19 protein-coding genes are annotated in these 23,567 nt (G+C 53.4%); 13 read left to right on the top strand and 6 right to left on the bottom strand.

Going from position 1 to position 23,567, the window contains the following annotated elements; all coding sequences use genetic code 11:
- Positions 1-183 precede the first annotated feature (183 nt).
- Positions 184-2,148 (top strand): glycoside hydrolase family 97 protein, encoded by a 1,965-nt coding sequence (locus HMPREF6485_RS03340; protein ID WP_004344677.1) that lies wholly within the window; start codon positions 184-186, stop codon positions 2,146-2,148.
- 207 nt (positions 2,149-2,355) lie between these two features.
- On the opposite strand, the gene HMPREF6485_RS03335 is transcribed toward HMPREF6485_RS03340, so the two are convergent.
- Together HMPREF6485_RS03335 and HMPREF6485_RS03330 are read right to left on the bottom strand one after the other, a co-directional pair.
- Positions 2,356-3,492 carry a hypothetical protein gene (locus HMPREF6485_RS03335; RefSeq protein WP_004344676.1) on the bottom strand — a complete coding sequence of 379 codons (1,137 nt, stop codon included), beginning with the start codon at positions 3,490-3,492 and terminating at the stop codon, positions 2,356-2,358.
- 955 nt (positions 3,493-4,447) lie between these two features.
- A complete protein-coding gene (locus HMPREF6485_RS03330; protein ID WP_004341980.1) occupies positions 4,448-5,374 on the bottom strand; it encodes a hydrogen peroxide-inducible genes activator in 927 nt (308 codons plus the stop codon).
- 295 nt (positions 5,375-5,669) lie between these two features.
- Here HMPREF6485_RS03330 and HMPREF6485_RS03325 point away from each other — a divergent pair, with 295 nt between their 5' ends.
- The 4 genes from HMPREF6485_RS03325 to HMPREF6485_RS03310 all read left to right on the top strand — a co-directional run bounded on the left by HMPREF6485_RS03325 (position 5,670) and on the right by HMPREF6485_RS03310 (position 9,630).
- Positions 5,670-6,374, top strand: coding sequence for a superoxide dismutase (locus HMPREF6485_RS03325; protein WP_004344674.1), 705 nt, complete (start codon positions 5,670-5,672; stop codon positions 6,372-6,374).
- Positions 6,375-6,637: 263 nt separating this feature from the next.
- A complete protein-coding gene (gene ahpC, locus HMPREF6485_RS03320; protein ID WP_004344673.1) occupies positions 6,638-7,204 on the top strand; it encodes an alkyl hydroperoxide reductase subunit C in 567 nt (188 codons plus the stop codon).
- A gap of 205 nt (positions 7,205-7,409) precedes the next feature.
- On the top strand, positions 7,410-8,969 hold the full coding sequence (gene ahpF / locus HMPREF6485_RS03315; RefSeq protein WP_004344672.1) for an alkyl hydroperoxide reductase subunit F: 1,560 nt from the start codon (positions 7,410-7,412) through the stop codon (positions 8,967-8,969).
- A gap of 172 nt (positions 8,970-9,141) precedes the next feature.
- Complete coding sequence (locus tag HMPREF6485_RS03310; RefSeq protein WP_004341985.1) at positions 9,142-9,630, top strand: Dps family protein; 489 nt, start codon at positions 9,142-9,144, stop codon at positions 9,628-9,630.
- 139 nt (positions 9,631-9,769) lie between these two features.
- Here HMPREF6485_RS03310 and HMPREF6485_RS03305 read toward each other — a convergent pair whose 3' ends face one another.
- Complete coding sequence (locus HMPREF6485_RS03305; RefSeq protein ID WP_004344669.1) at positions 9,770-10,582, bottom strand: carboxylesterase family protein; 813 nt, start codon at positions 10,580-10,582, stop codon at positions 9,770-9,772.
- A gap of 77 nt (positions 10,583-10,659) precedes the next feature.
- Entirely contained in the window at positions 10,660-11,262 is a 603-nt protein-coding gene (locus HMPREF6485_RS03300) for a DUF4840 domain-containing protein (RefSeq protein WP_004341987.1), read from the bottom strand.
- 370 nt (positions 11,263-11,632) lie between these two features.
- Here HMPREF6485_RS03300 and HMPREF6485_RS03295 point away from each other — a divergent pair, with 370 nt between their 5' ends.
- Together HMPREF6485_RS03295 and HMPREF6485_RS03290 are read left to right on the top strand one after the other, a co-directional pair.
- A complete protein-coding gene (locus HMPREF6485_RS03295; protein WP_004344666.1) occupies positions 11,633-12,199 on the top strand; it encodes an RNA polymerase sigma factor in 567 nt (188 codons plus the stop codon).
- On the top strand, positions 12,196-13,509 hold the full coding sequence (locus HMPREF6485_RS03290) for a porin family protein (protein WP_004344663.1): 1,314 nt from the start codon (positions 12,196-12,198) through the stop codon (positions 13,507-13,509). Before HMPREF6485_RS03295 ends, HMPREF6485_RS03290 begins: the two co-directional genes overlap by 4 nt.
- Positions 13,510-13,727: 218 nt before the next feature.
- Here HMPREF6485_RS03290 and rnr read toward each other — a convergent pair whose 3' ends face one another.
- Both rnr and HMPREF6485_RS03280 read right to left on the bottom strand, forming a co-directional pair.
- On the bottom strand, positions 13,728-16,019 hold the full coding sequence (rnr, locus tag HMPREF6485_RS03285; RefSeq protein ID WP_004344660.1) for a ribonuclease R: 2,292 nt from the start codon (positions 16,017-16,019) through the stop codon (positions 13,728-13,730).
- Between the two features lie 136 nt (positions 16,020-16,155).
- Positions 16,156-16,527 (bottom strand): winged helix-turn-helix transcriptional regulator, encoded by a 372-nt coding sequence (locus HMPREF6485_RS03280; protein ID WP_036927264.1) that lies wholly within the window; start codon positions 16,525-16,527, stop codon positions 16,156-16,158.
- A gap of 233 nt (positions 16,528-16,760) precedes the next feature.
- Here HMPREF6485_RS03280 and HMPREF6485_RS03275 point away from each other — a divergent pair, with 233 nt between their 5' ends.
- From HMPREF6485_RS03275 to HMPREF6485_RS03250, 6 genes are all read left to right on the top strand, one after another.
- A complete protein-coding gene (locus tag HMPREF6485_RS03275) occupies positions 16,761-17,216 on the top strand; it encodes a cupin domain-containing protein (RefSeq protein ID WP_004344656.1) in 456 nt (151 codons plus the stop codon).
- A complete protein-coding gene (locus tag HMPREF6485_RS03270) occupies positions 17,210-17,515 on the top strand; it encodes a winged helix-turn-helix transcriptional regulator (RefSeq protein WP_004344655.1) in 306 nt (101 codons plus the stop codon). Before HMPREF6485_RS03275 ends, HMPREF6485_RS03270 begins: the two co-directional genes overlap by 7 nt.
- 619 nt (positions 17,516-18,134) lie before the next feature.
- Entirely contained in the window at positions 18,135-19,130 is a 996-nt protein-coding gene (locus HMPREF6485_RS03265; protein ID WP_004344653.1) for an NAD-dependent epimerase/dehydratase family protein, read from the top strand.
- A 67-nt stretch (positions 19,131-19,197) separates the two neighbouring features.
- Positions 19,198-20,157 carry a phosphatase PAP2 family protein gene (locus tag HMPREF6485_RS03260; RefSeq protein ID WP_004344651.1) on the top strand — a complete coding sequence of 320 codons (960 nt, stop codon included), beginning with the start codon at positions 19,198-19,200 and terminating at the stop codon, positions 20,155-20,157.
- Between the two features lie 105 nt (positions 20,158-20,262).
- Positions 20,263-21,597, top strand: coding sequence for a tRNA (N6-isopentenyl adenosine(37)-C2)-methylthiotransferase MiaB (gene miaB / locus HMPREF6485_RS03255; protein WP_004344649.1), 1,335 nt, complete (start codon positions 20,263-20,265; stop codon positions 21,595-21,597).
- Between the two features lie 68 nt (positions 21,598-21,665).
- The gene (locus tag HMPREF6485_RS03250) at positions 21,666-23,507 is read left to right on the top strand and encodes an ABC transporter ATP-binding protein (RefSeq protein WP_044125783.1); all 1,842 of its coding nucleotides are present in this window, start codon (positions 21,666-21,668) and stop codon (positions 23,505-23,507) included.
- Positions 23,508-23,567: the final 60 nt, after the last annotated feature.

The raw sequence follows: 23,567 nt of genomic DNA, 5'->3' as shown, positions 1-23,567 counted from the left end.
AAAAATATTTGTACCTTTGTTTCAATGCGATGAAGATCGCTTATCTTATGCTTTTTACGATCATAAAAAGCATAAAAGGGTTATAGCATCATCTAATAGTATTCTATACCCTCCATATACATAACATCAAACATTTCTTAAAACCTCCAGATTACCAACAACTCTATAAATCAACAACTAAGAATGAGAAAAACAATGTTAGGATGCCTCCTGCTGCTGGGCGCAGTTTATGCAAATGCAGAGAATCACACGGTGAAATCGCCCGACGGCAGACTGGTGGTCAACATCGGATGTGAAGAGGGGAAAGCGTTTTACACGGTAGATTACGACGGAAAGCCAATGCTCGTGCGCTCGGCATTGGGACTGGTGGCCGACTATAGCGACTTCTCACAGGGACTGGCCATGGGCACTCTGAAGACAGAGGGGCCGAAGCGTCTGACCTACCGGATGACACGCACGAAGCGGTCGGCGGTGGACCATGAGGTGACCGAAGCCACTGTGGGGTTCGCCAACGGCAAGCGCGATTCCATGACGCTCCACCTGCACATTTCAAACAACGACTTGGCCTACCGCTATGAGTTGCTTCGGCCGAAAGCCGACAATCCCAAAGCGGTGGTGATACAACGAGAGGTGAGCTGCTTCAACTTCCCCGCACAGACGACCACTTTCCTCTGTCCGCAGATAACGCCCATGACGGGATGGGAACGCACGAAACCGTCTTACGAGGAAGAATACACCCCTGATGCGCCCATGAACGTGAAGTCGCAATATGGCATGGGCTACACGTTTCCCTGCCTTTTCAAGGTGGGACAACACGGTTGGGTGCTGGTGAGCGAAGCCGGGGCGGCAAGTGCCTATCCCGGTTGTCGCCTCAGTGACTATGAGGAAGGCAAGGGCTACACCATCGCCTTTCCGCAAAAGGGAGAGAACAACGGACTTGGAAGCGAACTGGCGGGCATCGCCCTGCCGGGCACAACGCCTTGGCGCACCATCACCGTGGGGCCTTCGCCGGCTCCCATCGTGGAGACCACGATTCCTTTCGACGTGACAGAACCTCTCTACGAGCCGTCGCAAGACTACCAACCCGGGCGGTACACATGGAGCTGGCTGATATGGCAGGACAACTCGACCAACTACGATGACCAGGTGAAGATGATAGACCTTGCGGCCGCAATGGGCTATGAGAGTGTGCTGGTAGACGGCTTGTGGGACAAGCAGATAGGCCGCGAGCGGATGGAGGAACTGAGCCGGTATGCCCAGAGTAAAGGAGTGCGGCTGATGCTTTGGTACAACTCCAACGGATTTGAAAACGATGCCCCGCAAACGCCGCGGCAAATCATGAACAATGCCATAGCCCGCAAGCGGGAGATGGCCTGGATGCAGCGCATCGGCGTGACGGGCATCAAGGTAGACTTCTTCGGGGGCGACAAGCAACAGACGATGCAACTCTACGAAGACATCCTGAGCGATGCCAACGACTACGGGCTGCAAGTCATCTTCCACGGAGCCACCCTGCCCCGCGGCTGGGAGCGGCTATATCCCAACTACGTGGGCAGCGAAGCGGCACTGGCCTCGGAGAATGTGTTTTTCACGGACTATCATGCCAAGAAAGAGGCTTTTGAGATGACCATGCACCCTTACTCCAGAAATGCCGTGGGAAGTTTCGACTGGGGCGGAATCATCATGAACAAATATCTCAGCCCTGACAACAAGAGCCGCCATCAGCGCCACACGGGCGATGTGTTTGAGATGGCTACGGGCATCACCAACCAAATCAGTGTCAACTGCGTGGCACTCTATCCCAACAACCTGCAGGATGTGCCGCAATGGGAACTCGACTGGCTGAAGCAGCTCCCCAAGAGCTGGGACGATGTGAAGTTCATCGACGGTTATCCCACCCGCTATGTCGTGTTGGCCAGAAGGAGTGGCGACCGCTGGTATGTGGCAGGCCTCAACGCCACCGACAAACCTCTGAAACTGACGCTCCGGCTGCCGATGTTTGCCGGACAGACCGTCAACCACTACACCGACCTGCCCAAGAAGAAGGGCGAGAAGTTTCTCCCGAGCATGAAAGGCCGGCTGAAAGTGGGCAAAAACGGTGAAGCACAGGTGGTCATCCAGCCCAACGGCGGCCTCATCCTCGACTGAAAGACGGCAGACCCTTCTGCACAATAAGAAACGATAACCCTAAAAATGCAAAGCCCCGAAAGTTAGTCATGAAACTTTCGGGGCTTTTTACAAGCTGTTATTTGGATTCCGAAGTGGTGAAAACTCCCACTTTCCCGGGTGCAGTCTCTACAGGCCAGAGGAGGTGGGAAAGTGGAAGGATGCCCACGATCACGTATGAGCTTATCGCTATTTCACCACGACTTTCTTTCCTCCGTGGATATACACACCCCTCACCGGAGCCGTCGTAGCCCTGCCTTGCAGGTCGTAATAGAGATTGTCCGCCGCTTTGGTTCCGGCAGAAGCATTGACCCTCTTCACTCCCGTGGCTGTGCCGACAATGTTCTCCGGCAGATAGATGACGACATTTTCATAGATGGTGGCCCACTCCCTCTTGCCATTGGCATGTACATCGGCCGCTCCGAAGAAGTCCTTTTTGTCGGCCACACATTTATAGGTCTTGCTTCCGGCATCGAAAGCCATCGGTAGTTTGAGCCCCGTGTAGCCCTCCGTGTTCATGCTATGGTCGCTCGTTGCCGCCCCGGAGACAAGCACAAAGTCTTCCACGGCACTGTAGTTGCCGAGGTATTGGTTTGTGGGGATAAAGAGTGCTCTCCCGCCATTGTCGTCGATGACGGTCGCATGGGCCCATGCATCGCCAAACGATTCTTCCAGCCCTTTCAGGAAAATGGTGCGGTCAACGGCTGTGCAGGTAATGCTCCGGTCGGCATTACCCGAACCATAGAGATTGTCAGTGTAGGTGTAACGTGCGCTTCCCGAGAAAGAGTCAAAGACACTCTTTTCGACAAATGACGGATTCCGGGCCTGTTTGTAAAGGATATTCTTCCCGTCCTTGACATAGTAGAGGGCGTATTTCATGCCGGGAGTGGCCGAAATGACCTTCCGTCCGCCTTGCTCCTTGACTTGCAGGGTCATGTTGCCCGCCATAGGCGTGTTTGTCACAGGGTCGAGTTCGGCAAAAAAGATAGTCTGCATCTTGCTACCGACACCAAACTGCACTTGCTCCACAGCCTGCCCGTTGGGGAATGAGAGTTTGCCCGAAATCTTGTCGAAGGTGCCCTTCAAGTAGCCTCCATAGTCGATCAGGTCGCGCATATACACATCGTTGCCGTCTGTGAAATAGAACTGTATCTCACGCACGTTGCGTGCCATAAACCCAAAGTCGTGAAGCCGGAGTTCGTCACTCAGATAATAATAATCCGTCGGCTCCCCTGCGGGCGGCTCAACAAAACCTTCATTGCCACTCTGCGCCATTCCTATTGCAGGCAACAGGAGCAACGCCCATAAAAATGTAAATAGTCTCATAAGCTGTAACTTTTATTTTAAGTGAAACATTGGTTCGGCCAATTTCCGGGATTCAAATACAACGATAAGATACCGAAACAGCCCGTTTTTCACGGTTCGGTGCCATAATCCGAATATTTTAGACATCCCATTAGAGCCTTATATGGTCTTTTTCCGCATAAAAGTAGGTATTCTTTTTGATACTACCAATACCATTGCTTTTAATTAGTCAGGTTTTAACACTTTTCATTGGCAAACCTTCGACATGTGTCTTTCTGCGTTTGGGCTACTCTGCCATTCTTCCTATGACTCCTGCATACATCTCATTCGCTCAATTAGCATCATTTTCCGACCAAGACAATATCTGACGGAGAATCGAACGAACATGAAATTTTCTTCCCACAACCTTATTCATTCCATTCGACCAATTCGCCAGCAATCAAACATGGTCCGGCTCTATGACTGTCGTGTTTTTTCACCATCGATTTGCAATTCGGGACTTTCTGTTGTATCTTTGCAACGGCAAAGGGAGCACACGCGTGCTTCCTTTTTTTAGTTCCCGGCCCTTCACCAGTCCGTCAACTCCTTAAAAAGATACGTTTCCACCTTGAAGTGGGGTGTCATCCGGCCCGGATGAGCTTCTGACTCGGCCCGGATGAGCTTCCAAGTGTGGCCGTTTTGCAATGTCGTTTGGGCCAAGTGGGGAAATTGATAGGCCTGATGAGACGAATGGGACGAATGAGATAAGACAGAAAGATGAGTGTGGAAAAATTGTGTGTAAGGCTTTTTCTCAATCTTTGTAAGTTTCATGCTATATAGAACATTGTCCTCTTGTTCACAAGTCAAACTATATGAGGCCCGGATTCTCCGGTACAGTCGTCCCCTTGCCTAAGAGCAGACCACTCAAGAAGCCAAGTGTATCACTCCCTCTTCTCCCCTCGGAGAGAGGCCGGAGGTGAGACCTTCTTTTTTATCCCTACACCCTCTGCTGCATCTGTTTCAGTGTCAGCATATCTTCGGGTACGGCACTCTGTATCTCCTCCACCAGCATTTGGCGCAGGGTGGTGCGTATGAAGTTTCTGTTGGTCAGCATCACGATGTCACGCGTCGGGATGGGGATGGCAAACGGGCGCACAAGACTTTTCTGTTTCTCCGTGAGTTGCAGTATCGCCAACTCGGGGATGAAAGTCATGCCCTTGCCGCTCTCCACCATGCGCATGAAGGTCTCGATGCTGCCCAGCGAGTAGGCCCGTTGGCTCTGGCTGGCCCCTTTGAGGTGGCAGAACTTCACGAGCTGGTCTCTGAAACAGTGGCCCTCGTCGAGCATCCACAGATATTCACCTTTCAGGTCGGTCGTCTTGATCACCTTATTTTGATACAGGTTGTCACCCTCCGACACGTAGCCGAAGAACTGCTCGTAGAACAAGTGTACATTCTCGAAATCTTCCATCTCGTCGAGCAGGGCCACGATGCCCACATCGATGTCGCTGTGGCGCAGGGCCCGTTTGATGTCCTCGGTCTTCATCTCCATGATGCGGATGTCCATTTCCGGATATTTCTTCATCAGCTGGGGGAAAAACCGGGGTATCAAGTAGGGGGCTATAGTGGGCAAGATGCCTATGTGGAATGTGCCAAGCAGCGAGTGTTTCTCCTCCTCCACGGTCTCTTTCAGTTTGCGTGCCCGCACCAGCACCTTCCATCCCTGCTCTATCACCTGCCGGCCGATGGGCGTGGGCACGATGGGCTGCCGCTTGCGGTCGAAGAGCTTCACGCCCAGTTCGTCTTCCAGTTTCTGAATCATCGAACTCAGTGTGGGTTGCGTCACATTGCACGCCTCTGCCGCCTTGGCAAAATGTTTGTGCCGGTAGACGGCCATCACATATTCTATCTGTTGGAGTGTCATAATCGGTTGATTTAGCGTTGATGGGGCAGTTGACAGATTGCCCGCTTGGTCATGATGATATGCAAAGATAGCTTTTTTCTCACATACGACATCCTATGAAGACTATATTTTTTTCCTTTCCGGCCACAAATCATTATAAATGGTGAAGTGCGATAAACAGAGGGATTACGCGGCGCTGATAGATTTCTTCAATGTGGAGATAGATAATATCTGTTTGAGGCAATGGAGGGCATTTGTAACTTTGCACCGGAAATAAGACAAAAGACTATTCATCAATTCATAAAACAAAGAAGCAATGATAGCAATGGAAATGCCCCCGATGCCATACGTGGAACAGGCTCTCGAACCGGAAGTGAGTTTCAGGTTGGTGAAAAGCGAAAGAAATCAGGTTATTAACAATAAAAACAATAAGAAAATGAAAATACAAATGCCCGTACTCCCATACGCAGCCAATGCTTTGGAGCCCGTTATCAGTGAGCAGACCATCAATTTCCACTACGGAAAGCATCTGCAAAACTACGTGAACACCATCAACGGCCTTGTTGAGGGCACCGAGTTTGAAGGCAAGAATCTTGAGGAACTGGTGAAGACTGTGCCCGAAGGACCGATGTACAACAACGCCGGACAGAGCCTCAACCACACGCTCTATTTCTTGCAGTTCATGGCTCCAGTGAAAGACAACGCCCCCAAAGGCAAGATAGCCGAGGCCATCAATGCCGCCTTCGGGTCGTTTGAGGAGTTTAAGAAACAGTTTGGACAGGCTGCCACATCGCTTTTCGGTTCGGGATGGGCGTGGCTGTCGCAGGACAAAGACGGCAAACTCGTCATCACCAAGGAGGCCAACGGCGGCAACCCGCTGCGCAGCGGACTCAATCCGCTCATGGGTATCGACGTGTGGGAACATGCCTACTATCTGGACTACCAGAATCGCCGGGCCGACCATATCTCCGCTGTGTGGGAAATCATCAACTGGGAAGTAGTCGAGGGCAGACTGAAGTAAAGACCTTTCGCCCTCTGCCCTGCAAGGCGCAGAGGACCTGCCATGCCGGAGGAAGCCCAAGACGTGTATCGAGAGAGAATATTAAAGATAAAACGACAGTCACTTGAATCCAGCATGAGGGAGACGCTCTCGCCCTGTCAGGAAAGGAGAGCGTTTTTCAGATAATCATCAAAACAAAAATAACAACCATGCTTTCCCCACAGCTGAAAGGCATCTCTTCCTTGTCGGAGGAGAACGGAGGGAGGCTTTAATTCTCAAGAATTATGGAATCAATCATCAACGCACAAGTACCCGAGTTTAAAGTAAACGCTTTCCAGAACGGAGAGTTCAAGACCGTTTCCAACGAAGACATCAAAGGCAAGTGGACCTTGTTCTTCTTCTATCCTGCCGACTTCACATTCGTGTGTCCCACGGAATTGGTAGACCTCGCAGAGAAGTACGACCAGCTGAAGGCCGACGGAGTGGAGGTGTTCTCGGTGAGCTGCGACACCCACTTTGTACACAAGGCTTGGCACGACGCTTCCGACAGCATCAAGAAAATCAAGTACACCATGCTTGCCGACCCTCTCGCAGTGCTCGCCAAAGGCTTCGGTGTATTCAAGGAAGACGAAGGTCTGGCCTATCGCGGCACCTTCCTCGTTGACCCGGAAGGCAAAATCAAGATAGCAGAGATTCAGGACAACAGCATAGGCCGCAATGCCGACGAGCTCGTTCGCAAGGTAGAGGCTGCCCAGTTTGTAGCTACCCACGACGGTGAGGTGTGCCCCGCCAAGTGGAAGAAAGGCGCAGAGACACTGAAGCCGAGCATCGATCTCGTAGGAAAAATCTAAGGCCGGTTTTTCGGTTTGCCTCCCCAAGCGGGGGAGGATAATTTCCTCGACAGTCCTCCCCTATCGCAGAGGAGGACTGTCTTTGTCTCCACTGTGGGGACGCGAGGGAAAAAGGTCACAGGCAACGGCCCTTGAAAGTTGCCTACCGACACAAAAACGACAATATAAACACTCTCCGACAAGAGGAGAAGAAAGGAGAACCAGCGTGTTAGATTCAAACATTATAGAACAGTTGAGGGGCATTTTCGGTGCTCTCGAAAACCACTTCGAGTTGCGTGTGGTGGCCGATGAGGCTAACGAACATGCGGCGGAAATGAAAGCTTTTGTCGAAGATTTCTGTTCGGCATCCGGACAACTGTCGGCCTCTTTCGCCGGAAGCCGGACGGGCAAACTGGAGTTTGAGCTGCTCAAAAATGGGGAGGAAACGGGTGTGAAGTTCCGGGGCATCCCCAACGGGCATGAGTTTACTTCGCTCATCATGGCCGTTGTCAACGCCGATGGCAAGGGCAAGAATCTGCCCGACGAGGCCATCTGCCGGCGCATACGCTCACTCAAGGGCGACATCCGGGTGCAGACCTATGTGTCGCTCACGTGTACCAACTGCCCCGATGTGGTGCAGGCCCTCAACCTCATGGCCCTCATCAATCCGAGGTTGAGTAGCGAGATGGTCGACGGGGCACTCTTCGAGGAGGAGGTGAGCAGCCTCAACATTCAGGCCGTGCCGTCGGTCTATGCCAACGGCGAGCAGCTGCACATCGGCCGGGGCGACTTGGGCGTGCTCTTGCAGAAGTTGGAAGACCGGTTCGGAAGCGAGCTGAGCGACAGTCAAGAGACCGTGGAGCGCGAATACGATGTGGTCGTTCTCGGCGGTGGCCCTGCCGGTACGTCGGCCGCCATCTACTCGGCACGCAAGGGACTGAAGGTGGCACTCGTCGCCGGACGCATCGGCGGACAGGTGAAAGACACCGTAGGCATCGAAAATCTCATCTCCGTTCCCAAGACCACCGGGGCACAGTTGGCCGACGATTTGCGTAAGCATCTCTACAATTACCCCGTGGAAGTGTTCGACAATCGCAAGATCGACACCGTGGAATTTGCCGGCAAGCAGAAGCGCATACACGTGAAAGGAGGCGAGGTGTTTCTCTCTCCGGCCGTCATCATAGCCACGGGAGCCAACTGGCGCAAGCTCAATGTCAACGACGAAGCCAAGTACATCGGCCACGGCGTGCATTTCTGTCCCCATTGCGACGGGCCTTTCTATAAAGGCAGGCATGTGGCCGTGGTGGGAGGAGGCAACTCCGGCGTGGAGGCGGCCATCGACTTGGCCGGCATCTGTTCCAAAGTGACGCTTCTGGAGTTTGGCGAAGCTCTTCGTGCCGACACCGTGTTGCAAGAAAAGATAGGCTCGCTGCCCAACGTGGAGGTATTCACCATGTCGCAGACAATAGGTGTGCTGGGCAACGGCGAGAACGTGACGGCCTTGCGCGTGAAAGACCGCAACACCGACCAAGAGCGCGAAATAGCCGTCGACGGCGTGTTCGTACAGATAGGTTTGGCTGCCAACAGCGATCCGTTCCGCGACCACTTGCCGCTCAACGCCCGCAAGGAGATAGAGGTGGATGCCTTCTGCCGCACTTCTGTTCCCGGTGTCTATGCGGCCGGCGATGTCACCAACGTGCCTTTCAAGCAAATCATCATCGCCATGGGTGAGGGAGCCAAAGCCGCCCTCTCGGCCTTCGACGACCGTGTCAGGGGCGTGATCTGACGCATGGCAAGGCATCCATCAGACCCTTTGTATAAAGGAGTTGAGCCCGGATTATAGTTTCCCTCTATCCTGTCATAGTATTTTTCTGTTGTGGGAAATACGGATTCGCAGTATCTTTGCATCAGAAAAAGAAACAAAACGTGTAACAATAAAAAATAGAAAGGAACAAGTTATGAACACATTGAATTATCTGGGTTTGGATGAAAAGAAAGTAGCCAACGTCGTAAACGGTTTGAGTCAGTTGCTGGCCGATCTGCAGGTATTCTATTCCAATCTCCGTGGTTTCCACTGGAACGTGAAAGGCAAGGGCTTCTTCACCCTCCACGCCAAATATGAGGAGCTTTACAACGATGTCGCCGGCAAGGTAGACGAAGTGGCAGAGCGCATCTTGCAGTTGGGCGGAACACCCGAAAGCCGTTACAGTGAGTACCTGAAAGTGGCTCGTGTGAAGGAAGAAGGCAACGACCCTGAATGCGGACGCGAAGGCATGATGAAGGTGCTCGACACGCTTGCACTGCTCATCGGCCAGGAACGCAAACTGGTGGAACTTGCCGGCGAAGCCAACGACGAGGTGACTACAGCCCTCATGGATGACTATCTGAAGTCTCAGGAGAAGACTGTTTGGATGCTGGCAGCCTTCCTCAGTAAGAAACCCGAATAACCCAACACAAGAACATTATCTATAATATCAGAACTTTTTTTCTAACGAACAATCCCATGATCATCGCCCGATGGTCATGGGATTGTCGTTTATGGGTATCCTCCACCACTACTTTTCCGTGTTACAAAGTCTTTGATTCCTAATCTTTCTCATATTCCTCGGGCAGCACGCGCAATTCGTTGTAGGTAGAAGCGATGTCGGTCTTGTCGATTTCAAATGTGGTGTCAAGCGTGCGCGGATGGTCGTGCAGCGAGTGGGCGAAGAGCCAGTCGTAGGTCTTTTGCAGATAGAAAAGACGGGCCAGCAGGGCATGGGAGCCTCCCGAAATCCAGTCGAAGCGCAGCAGGCGGTCGTTGTGGGAGTCTTGCAACCCTTTTACCACCTTCTTTGACTCGTTGATGTTCACAGCGCGGTCGGCCATACCATGCATAATCCAGAGCGGTACACTGCCCAACGGCTGCACATCCTTGAGACTTGTTCCCCCGCAGAGAGCCATTGCCGCAGCCACTTTTTGGGGATAGGTGCCGACGAAATCGAGTGTGCCGTAGCCGCCGAGACTCATACCGAGCACATAGACGCGTGTCGTGTCCACGGGATAGTGTGCCTTCATCCATTCCAGCAGGTCGTTCAATTTACGTGGGTTCCATGCTCCGCCGGGATTCTGCGGTGCCACCACGTAGGCCGGGATAATCTTCCCTTTCTCCAGTGCATCAAGTGTGCCATAGCGGCGCACCCGTTCGAGGTTGTTGCCGCAAAGGCTGGCCCCGTGCAGGAAGATGACGACGGGTAGCGGATGGCCGCCTTCCTCGTATTCCTCGGGCGTGTAGAGCCAGAAATTGTAGCCGCCGTCGATGACGTTACGCTTGGCCTGAATATCGCCTTTGGTCTGTGCAGAGACACTCGCCGTGGCGAGCATCCACACGAAAAGAAACAAGGAAAATAACTTTCTCATGGGCACAAAGATAAGAATAAGTTTCTGATAATCAATGGCCCAGAAAGAAAGTTTAACAAGGAAAGGATCTTTAGGACTTACTTCTTGTCTGCAACAAAAACAAACGGCTTTTTATCGCTCAAGTGCCTTGTCTGTTTGCCGTCGAGATAGATGGCTGCGGCCACAACCTGCATGACGAGCTGATTCTTGGAATTGATAGCTCCGAATGAGAAAGGACTGTTTACATAGAAAGCCAACTGATATTTGCGCATCTTTCCGCCGTATGTGAGCGAAGCGGTAGGAGTCTTCGGATTGATGAGGAAACCGGCCGGCGAAACTTTATAGAAACCGATGCGGCACTCTAAGTTCTGGTCGGGCATGTTGCTCACAGCCTCTTTCAGGTCGGTGTCGGCAATGTAGTTGGCAATCACCTTCATGGGAAAATTGTTCACAACCAGCGTACTGTCGGTGGCAATCTCCCACGAGATATTCAGCGTATCGGCATTGTCGTTCACATTGTCCTTGTTTTTGGCTTCATAAATGATTTTTCCCGTGTGTGTACCCTTTACCGCAAGGAAAGCCGTCTGCACTTCTTCCTTGGTGAGACTTTTGGGCCCGTCGTCGCTGGTGCATGAAGAGAAAGTTGCACACAAGGCTGCCACACAGCCGAACATCATGGAAAGCATTTTAAGATTTTTCATTGTTCTGTTCTTGTTTTGTTAGTTGATTTTGGTATTGATGCCCTTTAAACGTGACGTTTATTCATATCTTGCTCATCAAGAGGTTAATAAAAGTTAATACACGTTGGGGGATTAAAGGCAACGGCTTTTTCATTGGGTGTTCACCCATTTGAGATGTGGTACCCATGTCTTTGACTCCCTCCAACTCCTTTGACTCCTAAAAACCGATTTACATTATTTAATATAGAAAGTCCTCCAAAAAGTTGTTGTTTCGGGCAAGTTTTCTTTTCTTTGCACATTTAAAAGACAGATACTCAAGATGATAGTCTTATCAACCGGATACCTGACGGGCACACCTGTCTGTTGACTAACGCCAAACAGCCACGGAGGAATGCTCAGAAAGGTACAGAACAAAGAACAGCAAATCATAGAACTCTTCCGCCGGGGCGACGCCTCGGCCATGGATGAGCTGTATGCCTGTTATGCCGACTATCTCACGGCGGTGTGCTATCGCTACATTCCCGACGACGACAAACTCAAAGATGTACTGCAAGAGAGTTTCATCAAGATATTCACCAAAGTTTCGAGTTTTGAATACCGCGGTGCCGGTTCGCTCAAGGCGTGGCTCACGCGCATTGTAGTCAATGAGGCTCTCAACGCCCTACGCAGGGAGGGGGCGGCCCACGAACAGAAACTCGCCACCAACCTGCCCGATCTGCCCGATGAGGAACCTGATGTGGGTGAGCTCAACGAGGAGACACTGTTGGGCATGATAGGTCGGTTGCCTCAGGGCTGCCGCACAGTGTTCAACCTCTTTGTGATGGAGGACAAGAGCCACAAGGAGATAGCCGCCTGCCTGGGCATCAAGCCCGACACCTCCGCCTCACAACTCCACAAGGCCAAGGCTTTGCTGGCAAGGATGATAAACGAATACAGACGAAAGAACGGACAAACATGAAGGAGCAATGGATACGCAAGCTGCACGACCGCTTGGGGGACAGCCGCAAGAAAGCACCCGAGGGTCTGCTTGACGACATCAAGCGGGAGATGGCACGTCGGGGCGTTAGCCCCATGCCTGCCCCGAGTCGGCCACAGAAGCACTTCCCGGCCCGCATTGCAGCTCTCGCAGCTTCCGTTGCAGCCGTGGGGTTGACCCTGCTCATGGTGACGCTCATGTCCCTGCTCATGGTGACGCTCATGCCCGACAGTCGCTCTTTACCCACAGACGGTGATGTCGCCACCACGGCCCCTCAACCGGTCATTCGCACCGGTTCGGCTTCAAGCAATGTCTCTACTCTTCCCCTCCCGTCCACCGGTCTTGTGGCCCGTCTTTCCGGCCCTCCCCATTCTGCGGCCTCCTCCCTATTGTCGGCCACATCCTTTGAGGCTGTCACCGAAACAGAAGAAAACAGCCAACCACAAGTGCCGCCCTCACAAAACCCCGAGAGGCATAACGACAAGCAACCACTCCCGGAATCTGCTTCCCGGCAGCCCGTTCCTGCTCATCGGGATAGTCGGCCCGTTTCTGCATCCGACCATTCTCCGGTGGCATTGGGGCAGCGGCAGGAACGGGAATGTAGCCGGAGGGCGACCCGTATAGACGCTTTCTACTCGGGCATGGCGACCGACTATCGGGGTGCCGCCAATACCGAAAGGCTCTCGGCATTCGACGTACAAGATACACCTTCCTCCACCGACAACCCAGAGTATATGGTCAGTGTGCGCGACTATGCTCCTTCCACCCCCATCACTGAGGCTCACCACCGCCAACCGGTGAAAGTGGGTGTGACGGTGGCCTATGGTCTCAACGACCGTTGGAGCCTGCATACGGGACTTGTTTATAGTTATCACTCGTCTGACATCACGCGCGACAACGGCATCGACACCCACTCCTCGCACCAGCGGTTGCACTTTGTGGGCATTCCTGTCGGTGTGGGCTATCGGGTGTGGCAGGGCAGTCGTGTGGGAGTCTATGCCACAGCCGGTGTCACGGCCGAGAAAATGGTGAGTGGAAAAGCCAAGACTCTGCACAAAGTCTTGGGGCAGGAGCCCACCTTCACCGAGGAGCGTGTGAAGATGCGCGAGCTGCAGTTGTCGGCCGATGCAGCCCTCGGTGTGGAATATCGGGTTGCCGACCATATTGGTTTCTATGCCGAACCGGGTGTGGGTTACTACTTCAGGAACGGCAGCGATGTGGAAACCATCTATCGCCAGAAGTCCCTTGGCTTCAACTTCAATGTGGGGCTAAGAATAGCGTTGGGGAAGTAAAGGGCCTCGGGAGGATGCCTACGGTTGATTGAGCGACACTTCCTTATAGACTTTGTGGCGGCCTATGTGGCAATGCCTTTCTCCGACAATCTGCCCGGCATCCCCGTCAACGGTATCTACTGATGATAAAGGGATTAGACGTTTGCAAACGGCAATATGACTAAGAACGCCTTAGCCCCCCCTCACAGCTTGAGTAGCTTGAGCAGAAAGACAGCCGGCTACACATTTCTTTTTCTCCGGCTTTTCCGGTTGTTTTTCTGCGATTTGCCGTTTCTTGGAGCCTCCTGTCTGCCTGTTGGTTGGGAGTTTCCGGCACCGGCCAGCGTGAAGTCGAGTTGTCTCTTCTCGAGGTTGGCGCGGGCCACCTTGATGCGGATGGGGTCGCCAAGCTGATATTTGTTGTGGCGGCGACGGCCCACGAGACAGAAGTTGCGCTCATCGAAGTCGTAGAAATCGTCACCGAGGTCGCGCATGGGCACCATGCCCTCGCAGTGGTTTTCGTCGATCTCGGCATAGATGCCGTAGGAGGTGATGCCGCTGATGTGGGCATCATACTCTTCACCCAACTTATCGCCCATGAATTCCACCATCTTATATTTGATAGAGTCGCGCTCGGCGTTCTGCGCAATCTGCTCCATGTCGGAACAGTGCTCGCACAGTTCCTCACAGTGCTTCTCGTTGGCCGAACGCCCGCCGGCCGCGTAGCGCGTGAGCAACCGATGGACCATGGTGTCGGGATAGCGGCGGATGGGAGACGTGAAGTGAGTGTAGTAGTCGAAAGCCAGACCGAAATGGCCGATGTTGTGGACCGTGTATTTGGCCTTCATCATGGCGCGCAGGGCCACACTCTGGATGAGTTTCTGCTCCGGCCGCTCCTCACAGTCGTCCATGAGCTTGTTCAGGCTGCGGGCCATGGCCCCACGCGTGCCCTCGGTCTTGATTTTGTAACCGAACTTCACGACAAACTCGCGCAGCGTCTCAAGCTTCTGCGGGTCGGGATTGTCATGCACCCGATAGGGCATCACCTTGGGCTTCTTGCCCTTCTTCACCTTGCCCACACTCTCGGCCACGGTGCGGTTGGCCAGCAGCATGAATTCCTCGATGAGTTTGTTGGCATCCTTGGAACGTTTGAAGTAGCAGCGCGTGGGCTTGCCATGCTCGTCAACATCGAAGTGAAGCTCCTCGGAGTCGAACTTCACGGCACCACCCTTAAACCGCACCGCGCGCAGTTTTTTGGCCAGCCGGTCGAGCATGATGAGCCGCTCGGCATTCTCTCCGCGGTAGGGATTCTTCTTCGTGGCCGGTGGGGCAGGCTGCCCCGTGCCGTCCACCACCCCGTTGTCTTCAAGCAGCTGCTGCACCTCCTCGTAGGCATAGCGGCGGTCGCTCTTGATGACGGTATGCACGATGCGGTAGGCCTTGACCACGGCATCGTCGTCCATGTCGAATATCACGCTGTAGGCCAGCTTCTCCTCATCGGGGCGCAGCGAGCAGATGAAGTTGCACAGGCGTTCGGGGAGCATGGGTATGGTGCGGTCAACGAGGTAGACGCTCGTGGCCCGCTTCACAGCCTCCTTGTCGATGATGCTGCCTTCGGTGACATAGTGACTCACGTCGGCAATGTGAACGCCCACCTGCCAGAGTCCGCTCGGGAGCTTCTGAATGGACAAGGCATCGTCGAAATCCTTGGCATCGCGCGGGTCGATGGTGCAGGTGAACACGTCGCGGAAGTCTTCCCGCTCCCGATAGTCCTGCTCGGTGATCTCACCGGAAATCTTCTCGGCGGCCTCCTCCACCGCTTTCGGATATTTATAGGGCAGTCCGTATTGCGCCAGAATGGTGTTCATCTCCACATCGTTGTCGCCGCTCTCGCCCAAGATGTCCACCACCTCGCCCACAGGGTTCTTGCGCTCGCCGTCAGGCCACTGCGTGATGCGCACCACAGCCTTATCGTCGGTCTTGCCCCCTTTGGTCTTGCGACGCGGAATGATGATGTTGTGGGCAAACACATCGGCCTGCGGCACGAGATAGGCTATGTCCCTGTCCACCTTCAACCGGCCCACAAAGGTGTCTTTGGCACGGTCGAGCACCTCTATCACCTGCGCCTCCTTGATGTGATTCTTGCGGCGGGCCATAAAGGAAACCTTCACCCGGTCGCCGCTGAGCGCACCCATCGAGTTGCGCTCCGACACGAAGATGGGTTTGTCGCTGCCGTCGGGTATGAAAGAGTTTTTACCGTTCTGCTTGCGCACAAACCGCCCCTCCTGCACTTGTCCCGAGTCGTTGAGCCGGTAGCTGCTGTCGGTGACGCGCACGAGAAACTCCTCCCACGTCATCTCCTCCATGATGTCGATGGCCAGCATCTTCAGCGGATGCGTGTCGAGATGGAGCGTGCGGAATATCTCTTTGAAACTGAATGTCCTGCCGGGCTGAGAGGAGAAAAACTCTTCCAACAGTTCGGTCAACTGTCGCTTGTTCAACCGTTTTCCTCCTTTTTTTCCTTTTCCCATAGTCGATGTGTTTTATTTTTTATGAGGACAAAGTAACAAAAATAATCTGAGAAAACACCTTATCCGTTACAATAAATTTGCATTGCATCTGTGTTTCGGCGAAATAATGGGCAGAACACCTGCCATTGATGGTAATTCAATCTTTCAGCAGGTATTTCATTCTGGCTGCAACAATATCGTCCATATTGGAGACCGCCCAGTCGAGCAGATTGTCTATCAGCGGCAAGAGGGTCTTCCCCCTCTCCGTCAGCGAATATTCCACCCGCGGCGGTATCTCGGCATAAGCTTTCCTTGCAACCAAATCGTCGGTCTCCAATGTCTTCAACGTGGCAGTGAGCATCTTCTGTGAGATGTCAGGAATGTTGCGGCGCAAGTCGCCGAAACGCATCGGATTGTGCTGCTCCAATGTGAAAAGTACCAGCATCGACCATTTGTCGCCTATCCTTGACAGCACATTGCGTATCGGACAGTCGGGAAACAACCGGTCTCTTGTTTCTGTTCTATTCATCATTTTTGTTCCTTAGTTTGTTATTACTGCACAAAAGTAACTATTTGATTCCGTGCTTGATCATTTATTTTGTTAAACAGTGCTAAATCCTTTTTCCGCAAAACCACTCGCCGCCATAATAGTTACCTCGGGGTAACTGTCGCACCTCTCGGTGCCTACTTGTGGGAGTGGTTGATTCTCAATAACTTTGCAATCGGAAACAAGAAATAACAACAATATTAAATAACAGAACAATGAAAGAGATTAAGACTATCAAGAGCGGCAAGAACTTTACCGCAGTGGAAGTGGGAAAATGGAGTGAAATCAAGGATTACGAGTTGCATTTGGGGTCTGACATAACCATTCCCGGCAAGGTGTTTGTGGGCAGCGCGCTTGGCGCGACGGGAAGTGAGCTGTCTTTCCAGTCGCTGGTGCCCGGGCAGGACAGTGGTTTCCTGCACACCCACAAGACTCACGAGGAACTCTACTTCATCCTCAAGGGCAAAGGCGAATACCAGGTAGACAGCGAAGTGTTCCCCATCGGGGAGGGCAGCATCATCCGGGTGGCTCCCGAAGGCAAGCGCGCCTTGAAGAACACGGGCGACGGAGAGATGATTATGCTCTGCATCCAGTACAAGGCCGATTCCTTCGCCAAGGATGACACGCCTGCCGGAGACGGCGTCATACTCGAAGATGCACTGACATGGTAACAGCTCCCAACCTTTCCAAATGTCCGATCCGCAATGTCCTTTCAAGGATTTGCAGACCGGACACGCTTTGGGTGCTGCATCTGCTCGAGGCACACGGCGAAGCAACCTTGCACGACTTTGGCAAGTGGATGGAAGGTGTCAGCTATGAGGATATGGAAAATGCTGTCCGTTCTCTGGCGGAAGACCGCATTATCGGTCTCGACACTCGGGGCAAATACAGCCTGACCGATACGGGCAGGTCGTTTCTCCCTCCCATGCGGGCTTTGGAAAAATGGTGTGAGAAACAAATTGAGGAATAGAAAGCCGGAAGACGATGAGGATGAGGAGTTGACCACTCCACTTGGGTGATTCGGTCAATGTTTGGTGGGGAGACATCCGAACAGATAACTGTCAAACTATTTGTTCGTTTTCGGCCTCTCTGCTTGCGATATTCGCAACCGACAGCCCACTCGGCGTAAATAAGCGATTTTGGCGATATTTTTAAAACGCTGACAATCAGCAGTTTGAATTTTACTGACAGTTAGTGGAGTCCGAAAACGGGTCTGAAAGGGCCCAAACGAGCTTGTAAAAAGGCCACAGTTGGCGTGCAACTGTGGCCTTTTCGTGTGCTGACTGTGGCTCTTTCACAAGGTCTGAGAGCCCGAGTGAGAAAATCGGAGGGCTTTTCCGGCGGTTTAAAGCCGGCGTTCCGCTCTGGTTGGAGAATTTTGGCAGAAGTGTTTTTGTTCATATTATTCACCAACATCCGGCAGTTTGCAGAGACAGTTCCCATCGGTTTCTGCCCGCGTGTGACCGACACATAGATTCAAACACCAATGTTTCCTAACGATGGCCTAATGCCCTTGTTTTTAGCGAATTTCGCCCTTTTCTCGCCTCTTCTCGTTTTTTTATCGTATCTTTGCCCCAAAAAATGAAAGAATGAAGATTCTCATAACGGGTGCTTCGGGCTTCATCGGCAGTTTCATCGTGGAAGAAGCGTTGAAGCAGGGCATGGAGACATGGGCCGCCGTGCGCCGATCGAGCAGCCGGCAATATCTGCAAGACGGGCGCATCCATTTCATCGAACTCGACCTCTCCTCTCCGGCCGACTTGGAACGCCGGCTGGCAGGCATGCAGTTCGACTATGTGGTGCATGCGGCCGGAGCCACGAAATGCCTCCACGAAGAGGATTTCTATCGCGTGAACACCGAGGGAACGAAAAACCTCGTGCACGCGCTGCTCAAGGTGCAGATGCCCCTGAAACGGTTTGTCTACCTCTCCAGTCTGAGTGTCTTCGGAGCCATCAGGGAGCAACAGCCCTATCAGGAAATCACCGAGCACGACACGCCGCGCCCCAACACGGCCTACGGCAAGAGCAAACTGGAGGCGGAAAGGTTTCTCGACTCCATCGGCAACGACTTCCCCTACATCGTGTTGCGCCCCACGGGGGTGTACGGCCCGCGGGAGAAAGACTACTTCCTGATGGTCAAGAGCATCCGCAGCCACACCGACTTCTCGGTGGGTTTCCGCCGGCAGGACATCACGTTCGTCTATGTCACCGATGTGGTGCAGGCCGTGTTTCTTGCCCTCGACCACGGCATGAGCGGTCGCAAATATTTCCTTTCCGACGGCCACGTGTACCGCAGCAGCACGTTCAGCAACCTGATCCGTGAAGCGTTGGGCCACCCTTGGTGGGTGCGCATCAAGGCTCCGATATGGATGCTGAAGGTGGTCACGGCGGTGGGCGGGCGCATCGGCCGGATGACAGGGCGCATGTCGGCCCTCAACAACGACAAATACAACATACTGCGGCAGCGCAACTGGCGGTGCGACATAGAGCCTGCAATGGACGAACTGGGCTATCATCCGCACTATCCGCTCGACCGGGGCGTGAAACTGGCGGTGGACTGGTATAGAGAGAACGGCTGGCTGTAAGCCCGAAGAGAACAGCACAGTGGACAAACGAGAATCCAAAGAGGGACTCTCCGTGACAAAGAGTGGAATGAAGATATTTTCAGAGATATTCAAGATAGAGAAGAAACCTGCGAAGGGACTGATGGCTTTTGAATGGGTGGTGCTGGCCTATATGGCGCTGACGCTGCTCGTGATGCTTTTTACCTACACCAAACTCCAAAACCCGGAGTCGATGCTTGTGGGCCGTCTGCGCGTGGCTGTCATCATGGCGGCCATGTGGGGTGTGTACCGGCTGTTGCCCTGCCGGGCAACGATGATGCTGCGCGCGGCTGTGCAGATGGCGTTGCTGGCATGGTGGTATCCGGACACTTACGAGATCAACCGCCTGTTTCCTAACCTCGACCACGTGTTTGCCACTTGGGAACAGCAGCTTTTCGGTTTCCAGCCGGCACTCGTCTTTGCACGCAACTTCCCCTCGGCAGTGATCGGCGAACTCATGGACATGGGCTATTTCCTCTACTATCCCATGATAGGGGCGGTGACTTTCTGGTATTTCCTCTTCCGCTACAAGGAGTTCAAGCGCGTGGCCTTCATCCTGCTGGGCTCGTTTTTCATCTACTACGTGGTGTTTATCTTCCTGCCCGTGGTGGGCCCCACGTTCTATTACAAGGCTGTAGGGCTCGACAGCGTGGCCCGCGGCGTGTTTCCGGCCATGCACGACTACTTCAACACCCACACCGACTGCCTGCCCAGTCCGGGCTATGCCGACGGACTGTTCTACCGGCTTGTGGAAGACGCCAAGGCTACCGGCGAACGACCCACGGCCGCTTTCCCAAGCAGCCATGTGGGGGTGAGCACCGTTTGCATGTTGCTGGCGTGGCACTCGGGCAGCAGAAAGATGTTCTGGGGGTTTCTGCCTGTCTATCTTTTCCTTTGCATGGCCACTGTGTATATCCAAGCCCACTATCTCGTCGACGCGCTGGCCGGCTTTGCAAGTGCCGTGGTTATCTATGCCGCGCTGTTCTTTTCCACCCGAAAAATGGCCTGATAATCCCGCTTCCCCTTCTGCCGGGCCGCCCAAATGGAGTTTTTAGGGAATGCGGCTGCGGCTTCACGATTTATTTAGTAACTTTGCACCCCAATCCGATTGAAAATGAACAAGAAACTTTTTATAGAGACATACGGCTGCCAAATGAATGTGGCCGACAGCGAAGTGGTGGCCTCCGTGATGAAGATGGCAGGCTACGAACTTTGCGAAAAGGAGGAAGAGGCGGATGCCATCTTCCTCAACACATGCAGCGTCAGGGAGAACGCGGAGAACAAGATATACCACCGGCTTGACACCCTACACGCCGAACGGAAGAAGGGTCGCGAACTGATATTGGGCGTGCTGGGCTGCATGGCCGAGCGCGTGAAAGACGATCTCATCGACAACCACCACGCCAGTCTGGTGTGCGGGCCCGACTCCTACCTCAACCTGCCCGACATGGTGGCCCAATGCGAAATGGGCAACAAAGCCATCGACATAGAACTGTCGAAGACGGAGACCTACCGGGATGTCATTCCCCAACGCATCGGGGGCAACCACGTGAGCGGTTTCGTGAGCATCATGCGAGGCTGCAACAACTTCTGCCACTATTGCATCGTGCCCTTCACCCGCGGACGGGAACGCTCGCGCGATGTGGAAAGCATATTAAAAGAGGTGTGCGACCTGCGCGACCGTGGCTTCAAGGAGGTGACGCTGCTCGGGCAGAATGTCAACTCCTACGGGCTGCTGCCCAACGGCAAGCGGCCGGCCGACGGCACTTCGTTTGCCCAACTGCTGCGCAAGGTGGCCGAGACCGTGTCCGAAATGCGTGTGCGCTTCACCACTTCCAACCCCGAAGACATGACCGACGACATCGTGCAGGCCGTGGCCGACATGCCCAATCTCTGCAACCATATCCACTTTCCCGCCCAAAGCGGATCGGACAAGGTGCTTAGGCTGATGAACCGCAAGTACACCCGGCAGCAATATCTCGACAAGGTGGCCACCATCAAACGGCTCATCCCCGACTGCGGCATCACCACCGACATCTTCGTGGGCTATCACGACGAAAGCGAAGAAGACTACCAACAGACGCTCTCATTGGTGAGGGAAGTGGGCTACGACAGCGCCTTCATGTTCAAATACTCCGAGCGGCCGGGCACATACGCTGCCGAGCATTTGCCCGACAACGTGCCTGAAGAGGAGAAAGTGCGCCGGCTGAACGAGCTCATCAAACTGCAAACGGAAATCAGTGCCTTGCAGAACAAGAAAGATGAAGGCAAGGAGTTCGTCATCCTCATAGAGAATTTCAGTAAGCGCAGCCGCCAACAGCTCATGGGACGTACCGAACAAAACAAGGCTGTGGTCATCGACAAAGGCAACCACCATATAGGCGAGTTTGTGAAAGTGCGCATCACCGGTTCCACATCGGCCACACTTTTTGGCGAAGAGGTGAAATGATGCCAACGAAATAAGACCGCCATTCGTTTTGCGGTCTTATGATTAAATACTATCTTTGCATTCATAATATGAAAGAATTCTTACTGGTTCTGCGCCGATTCATTCCGCCCTACAAGCGCTATCTGGCCTTGTCGGTGATATTCAATATACTCTCTGCCGTATTGAATATCTTTTCGTTTATGACCCTCATCCCCATTCTGAGGATTCTTTTCAAGACAGACGATGCCGAGCGGGTGACTTCACTCATCGGTTGGGACAGTGTGCATTCGTTGGACAGTTTCCTCAACTACGCTGTCAACAACGCCAATTACTACATCCAAGGGCTCATCACCGATTTCGGAGCCACCACCACCCTGCTCGTGATAGGACTCGGACTGGCTTTCATGACCATGCTCAAGACGGGAGCTTACTTCCTGTCTTCGGCCACGATAATACCCATCCGCACGGGTGTGGTGCGCGACATCCGCAACCAGCTCTACAGGAAAATAACCTCCCTGTCGCTCGGATTCTTCAGTGAAGAGCGCAAGGGCGACATCATAGCCCGTATGAGCGGCGATGTGCAGGAGATAGAAAACAGCATCATGTCGAGTCTCGACATGCTTTTCAAGAACCCTATCCTCATCATAGCCTACTTCACCACGCTCTTGCTCATCTCCTGGCAACTGACGCTTTTCACCATTGTCTTCGTGCCCGTGTTCGGATGGTTCATGGGGCTGGTGGGCCGGAAACTCAAACAAAACTCCATCAAGGCGCAGTTGTTGTGGAGCGACACGATGAGTCAGGTGGAAGAGACGCTGGGCGGTCTGCGCATCATCAAGGCCTTCTGTGCGGAAGAGAAGATGAACGAACGCTTCGACAAGGTGAACTGCGACTACCGTAACAACGTGATGCGTGTGAACATCCGACAACAACTGGCCCATCCGATGAGCGAGTTTCTGGGCACGGTGATGATCATCATCGTGCTTTGGGTGGGGGGCATTCTCGTACTGAACAACCACACGTTGAGCGGCCCGAGATTCATCTACTACCTCGTGATGCTCTACTCCATCATCAATCCGCTCAAGGAGTTCAGCAAGGCAGGCTACAACATTCCTAAGGGTTTGGCCTCCATGGAGCGCGTGGACAAGATACTGCAAGCCGAAGTGGCCATCCACGACCCGGAGAAGCCCGTGGCACTCAACGGCTTCAAACACCAAATAGAGTTCCGGCATGTCTCTTTCAAATACGAGCAGCAGTGGGTGTTGAGAGACATCAACCTCGTCATACCCAAGGGGAAAACCATCGCACTGGTGGGACAGAGCGGCAGCGGAAAGTCTACCCTGCTCGACCTCATTCCCCGTTACTACGATGTGCAGGAGGGGGAGGTGCTCATCGATGGCATCAACGTGAAAGACTTGGGGGTGCATGACCTCCGCCAGCTGATAGGCAATGTGAATCAGGAGGCCATCCTCTTCAATGACACCTTTTATAATAATATAGCCTTCGGGGTGGATGGAGCCACGCGCGAGCAGGTGGAAGAAGCGGCTAAGATAGCCAACGCCCATGAGTTCATCATGCAGAGCGACAAAGGCTATGACACCAACATCGGTGACCGGGGAGGCCGGTTGTCGGGCGGACAGCGGCAACGTGTGAGCATCGCACGTGCCATCTTGAAGAATCCTCCCATCCTCATTCTCGACGAAGCTACCTCTGCACTCGACACCGAGAGCGAACGGCTGGTGCAGGATGCACTCGAAAGGCTGATGAAAACCCGCACGACAATCGCCGTGGCCCACCGCCTGTCGACCATCAAGAACTCGGATGAGATTTACGTTTTGCACGAGGGACGCCTCGTGGAAAGCGGAACCCATGACGAACTGATGGTCAAGAACGGCTACTACAAGAAACTGCACGACATGCAGGAGATTTAAAGAGAACGGCAAGCCGGACGCTGACAAGGATACAATGTAGCGGCCGGAAACCTCGGAACC

The organism is Segatella buccae ATCC 33574, assembly GCF_000184945.1.
Classification (GTDB): domain Bacteria; phylum Bacteroidota; class Bacteroidia; order Bacteroidales; family Bacteroidaceae; genus Prevotella; species Prevotella buccae.
The sequence above is the reverse complement of the archived record's forward strand: the minus strand, read 5'-3'. Positions and strand labels throughout refer to the sequence as shown.

Coding starts and splice junctions, on each gene's coding strand:
- HMPREF6485_RS03300 (WP_004341987.1), bottom strand. CDS start 11,262: ATGAAAAATCTTAAAATGCTTTCCATGATGTTCGGCTGTGTGGCAGCC.
- HMPREF6485_RS03305 (WP_004344669.1), bottom strand. CDS start 10,582: ATGAGAAAGTTATTTTCCTTGTTTCTTTTCGTGTGGATGCTCGCCACG.
- HMPREF6485_RS03270 (WP_004344655.1), top strand. CDS start 17,210: ATGGTAACAGCTCCCAACCTTTCCAAATGTCCGATCCGCAATGTCCTT.
- HMPREF6485_RS03260 (WP_004344651.1), top strand. CDS start 19,198: ATGAAGATATTTTCAGAGATATTCAAGATAGAGAAGAAACCTGCGAAG.
- HMPREF6485_RS03280 (WP_036927264.1), bottom strand. CDS start 16,527: ATGAATAGAACAGAAACAAGAGACCGGTTGTTTCCCGACTGTCCGATA.
- ahpC (WP_004344673.1), top strand. CDS start 6,638: ATGGAATCAATCATCAACGCACAAGTACCCGAGTTTAAAGTAAACGCT.
- HMPREF6485_RS03310 (WP_004341985.1), top strand. CDS start 9,142: ATGAACACATTGAATTATCTGGGTTTGGATGAAAAGAAAGTAGCCAAC.
- HMPREF6485_RS03295 (WP_004344666.1), top strand. CDS start 11,633: ATGCTCAGAAAGGTACAGAACAAAGAACAGCAAATCATAGAACTCTTC.
- rnr (WP_004344660.1), bottom strand. CDS start 16,019: ATGGGAAAAGGAAAAAAAGGAGGAAAACGGTTGAACAAGCGACAGTTG.
- HMPREF6485_RS03275 (WP_004344656.1), top strand. CDS start 16,761: ATGAAAGAGATTAAGACTATCAAGAGCGGCAAGAACTTTACCGCAGTG.
- HMPREF6485_RS03290 (WP_004344663.1), top strand. CDS start 12,196: ATGAAGGAGCAATGGATACGCAAGCTGCACGACCGCTTGGGGGACAGC.
- HMPREF6485_RS03325 (WP_004344674.1), top strand. CDS start 5,670: ATGATAGCAATGGAAATGCCCCCGATGCCATACGTGGAACAGGCTCTC.
- miaB (WP_004344649.1), top strand. CDS start 20,263: ATGAACAAGAAACTTTTTATAGAGACATACGGCTGCCAAATGAATGTG.
- HMPREF6485_RS03265 (WP_004344653.1), top strand. CDS start 18,135: ATGAAGATTCTCATAACGGGTGCTTCGGGCTTCATCGGCAGTTTCATC.
- HMPREF6485_RS03250 (WP_044125783.1), top strand. CDS start 21,666: ATGAAAGAATTCTTACTGGTTCTGCGCCGATTCATTCCGCCCTACAAG.
- HMPREF6485_RS03335 (WP_004344676.1), bottom strand. CDS start 3,492: ATGAGACTATTTACATTTTTATGGGCGTTGCTCCTGTTGCCTGCAATA.
- HMPREF6485_RS03330 (WP_004341980.1), bottom strand. CDS start 5,374: ATGACACTCCAACAGATAGAATATGTGATGGCCGTCTACCGGCACAAA.
- HMPREF6485_RS03340 (WP_004344677.1), top strand. CDS start 184: ATGAGAAAAACAATGTTAGGATGCCTCCTGCTGCTGGGCGCAGTTTAT.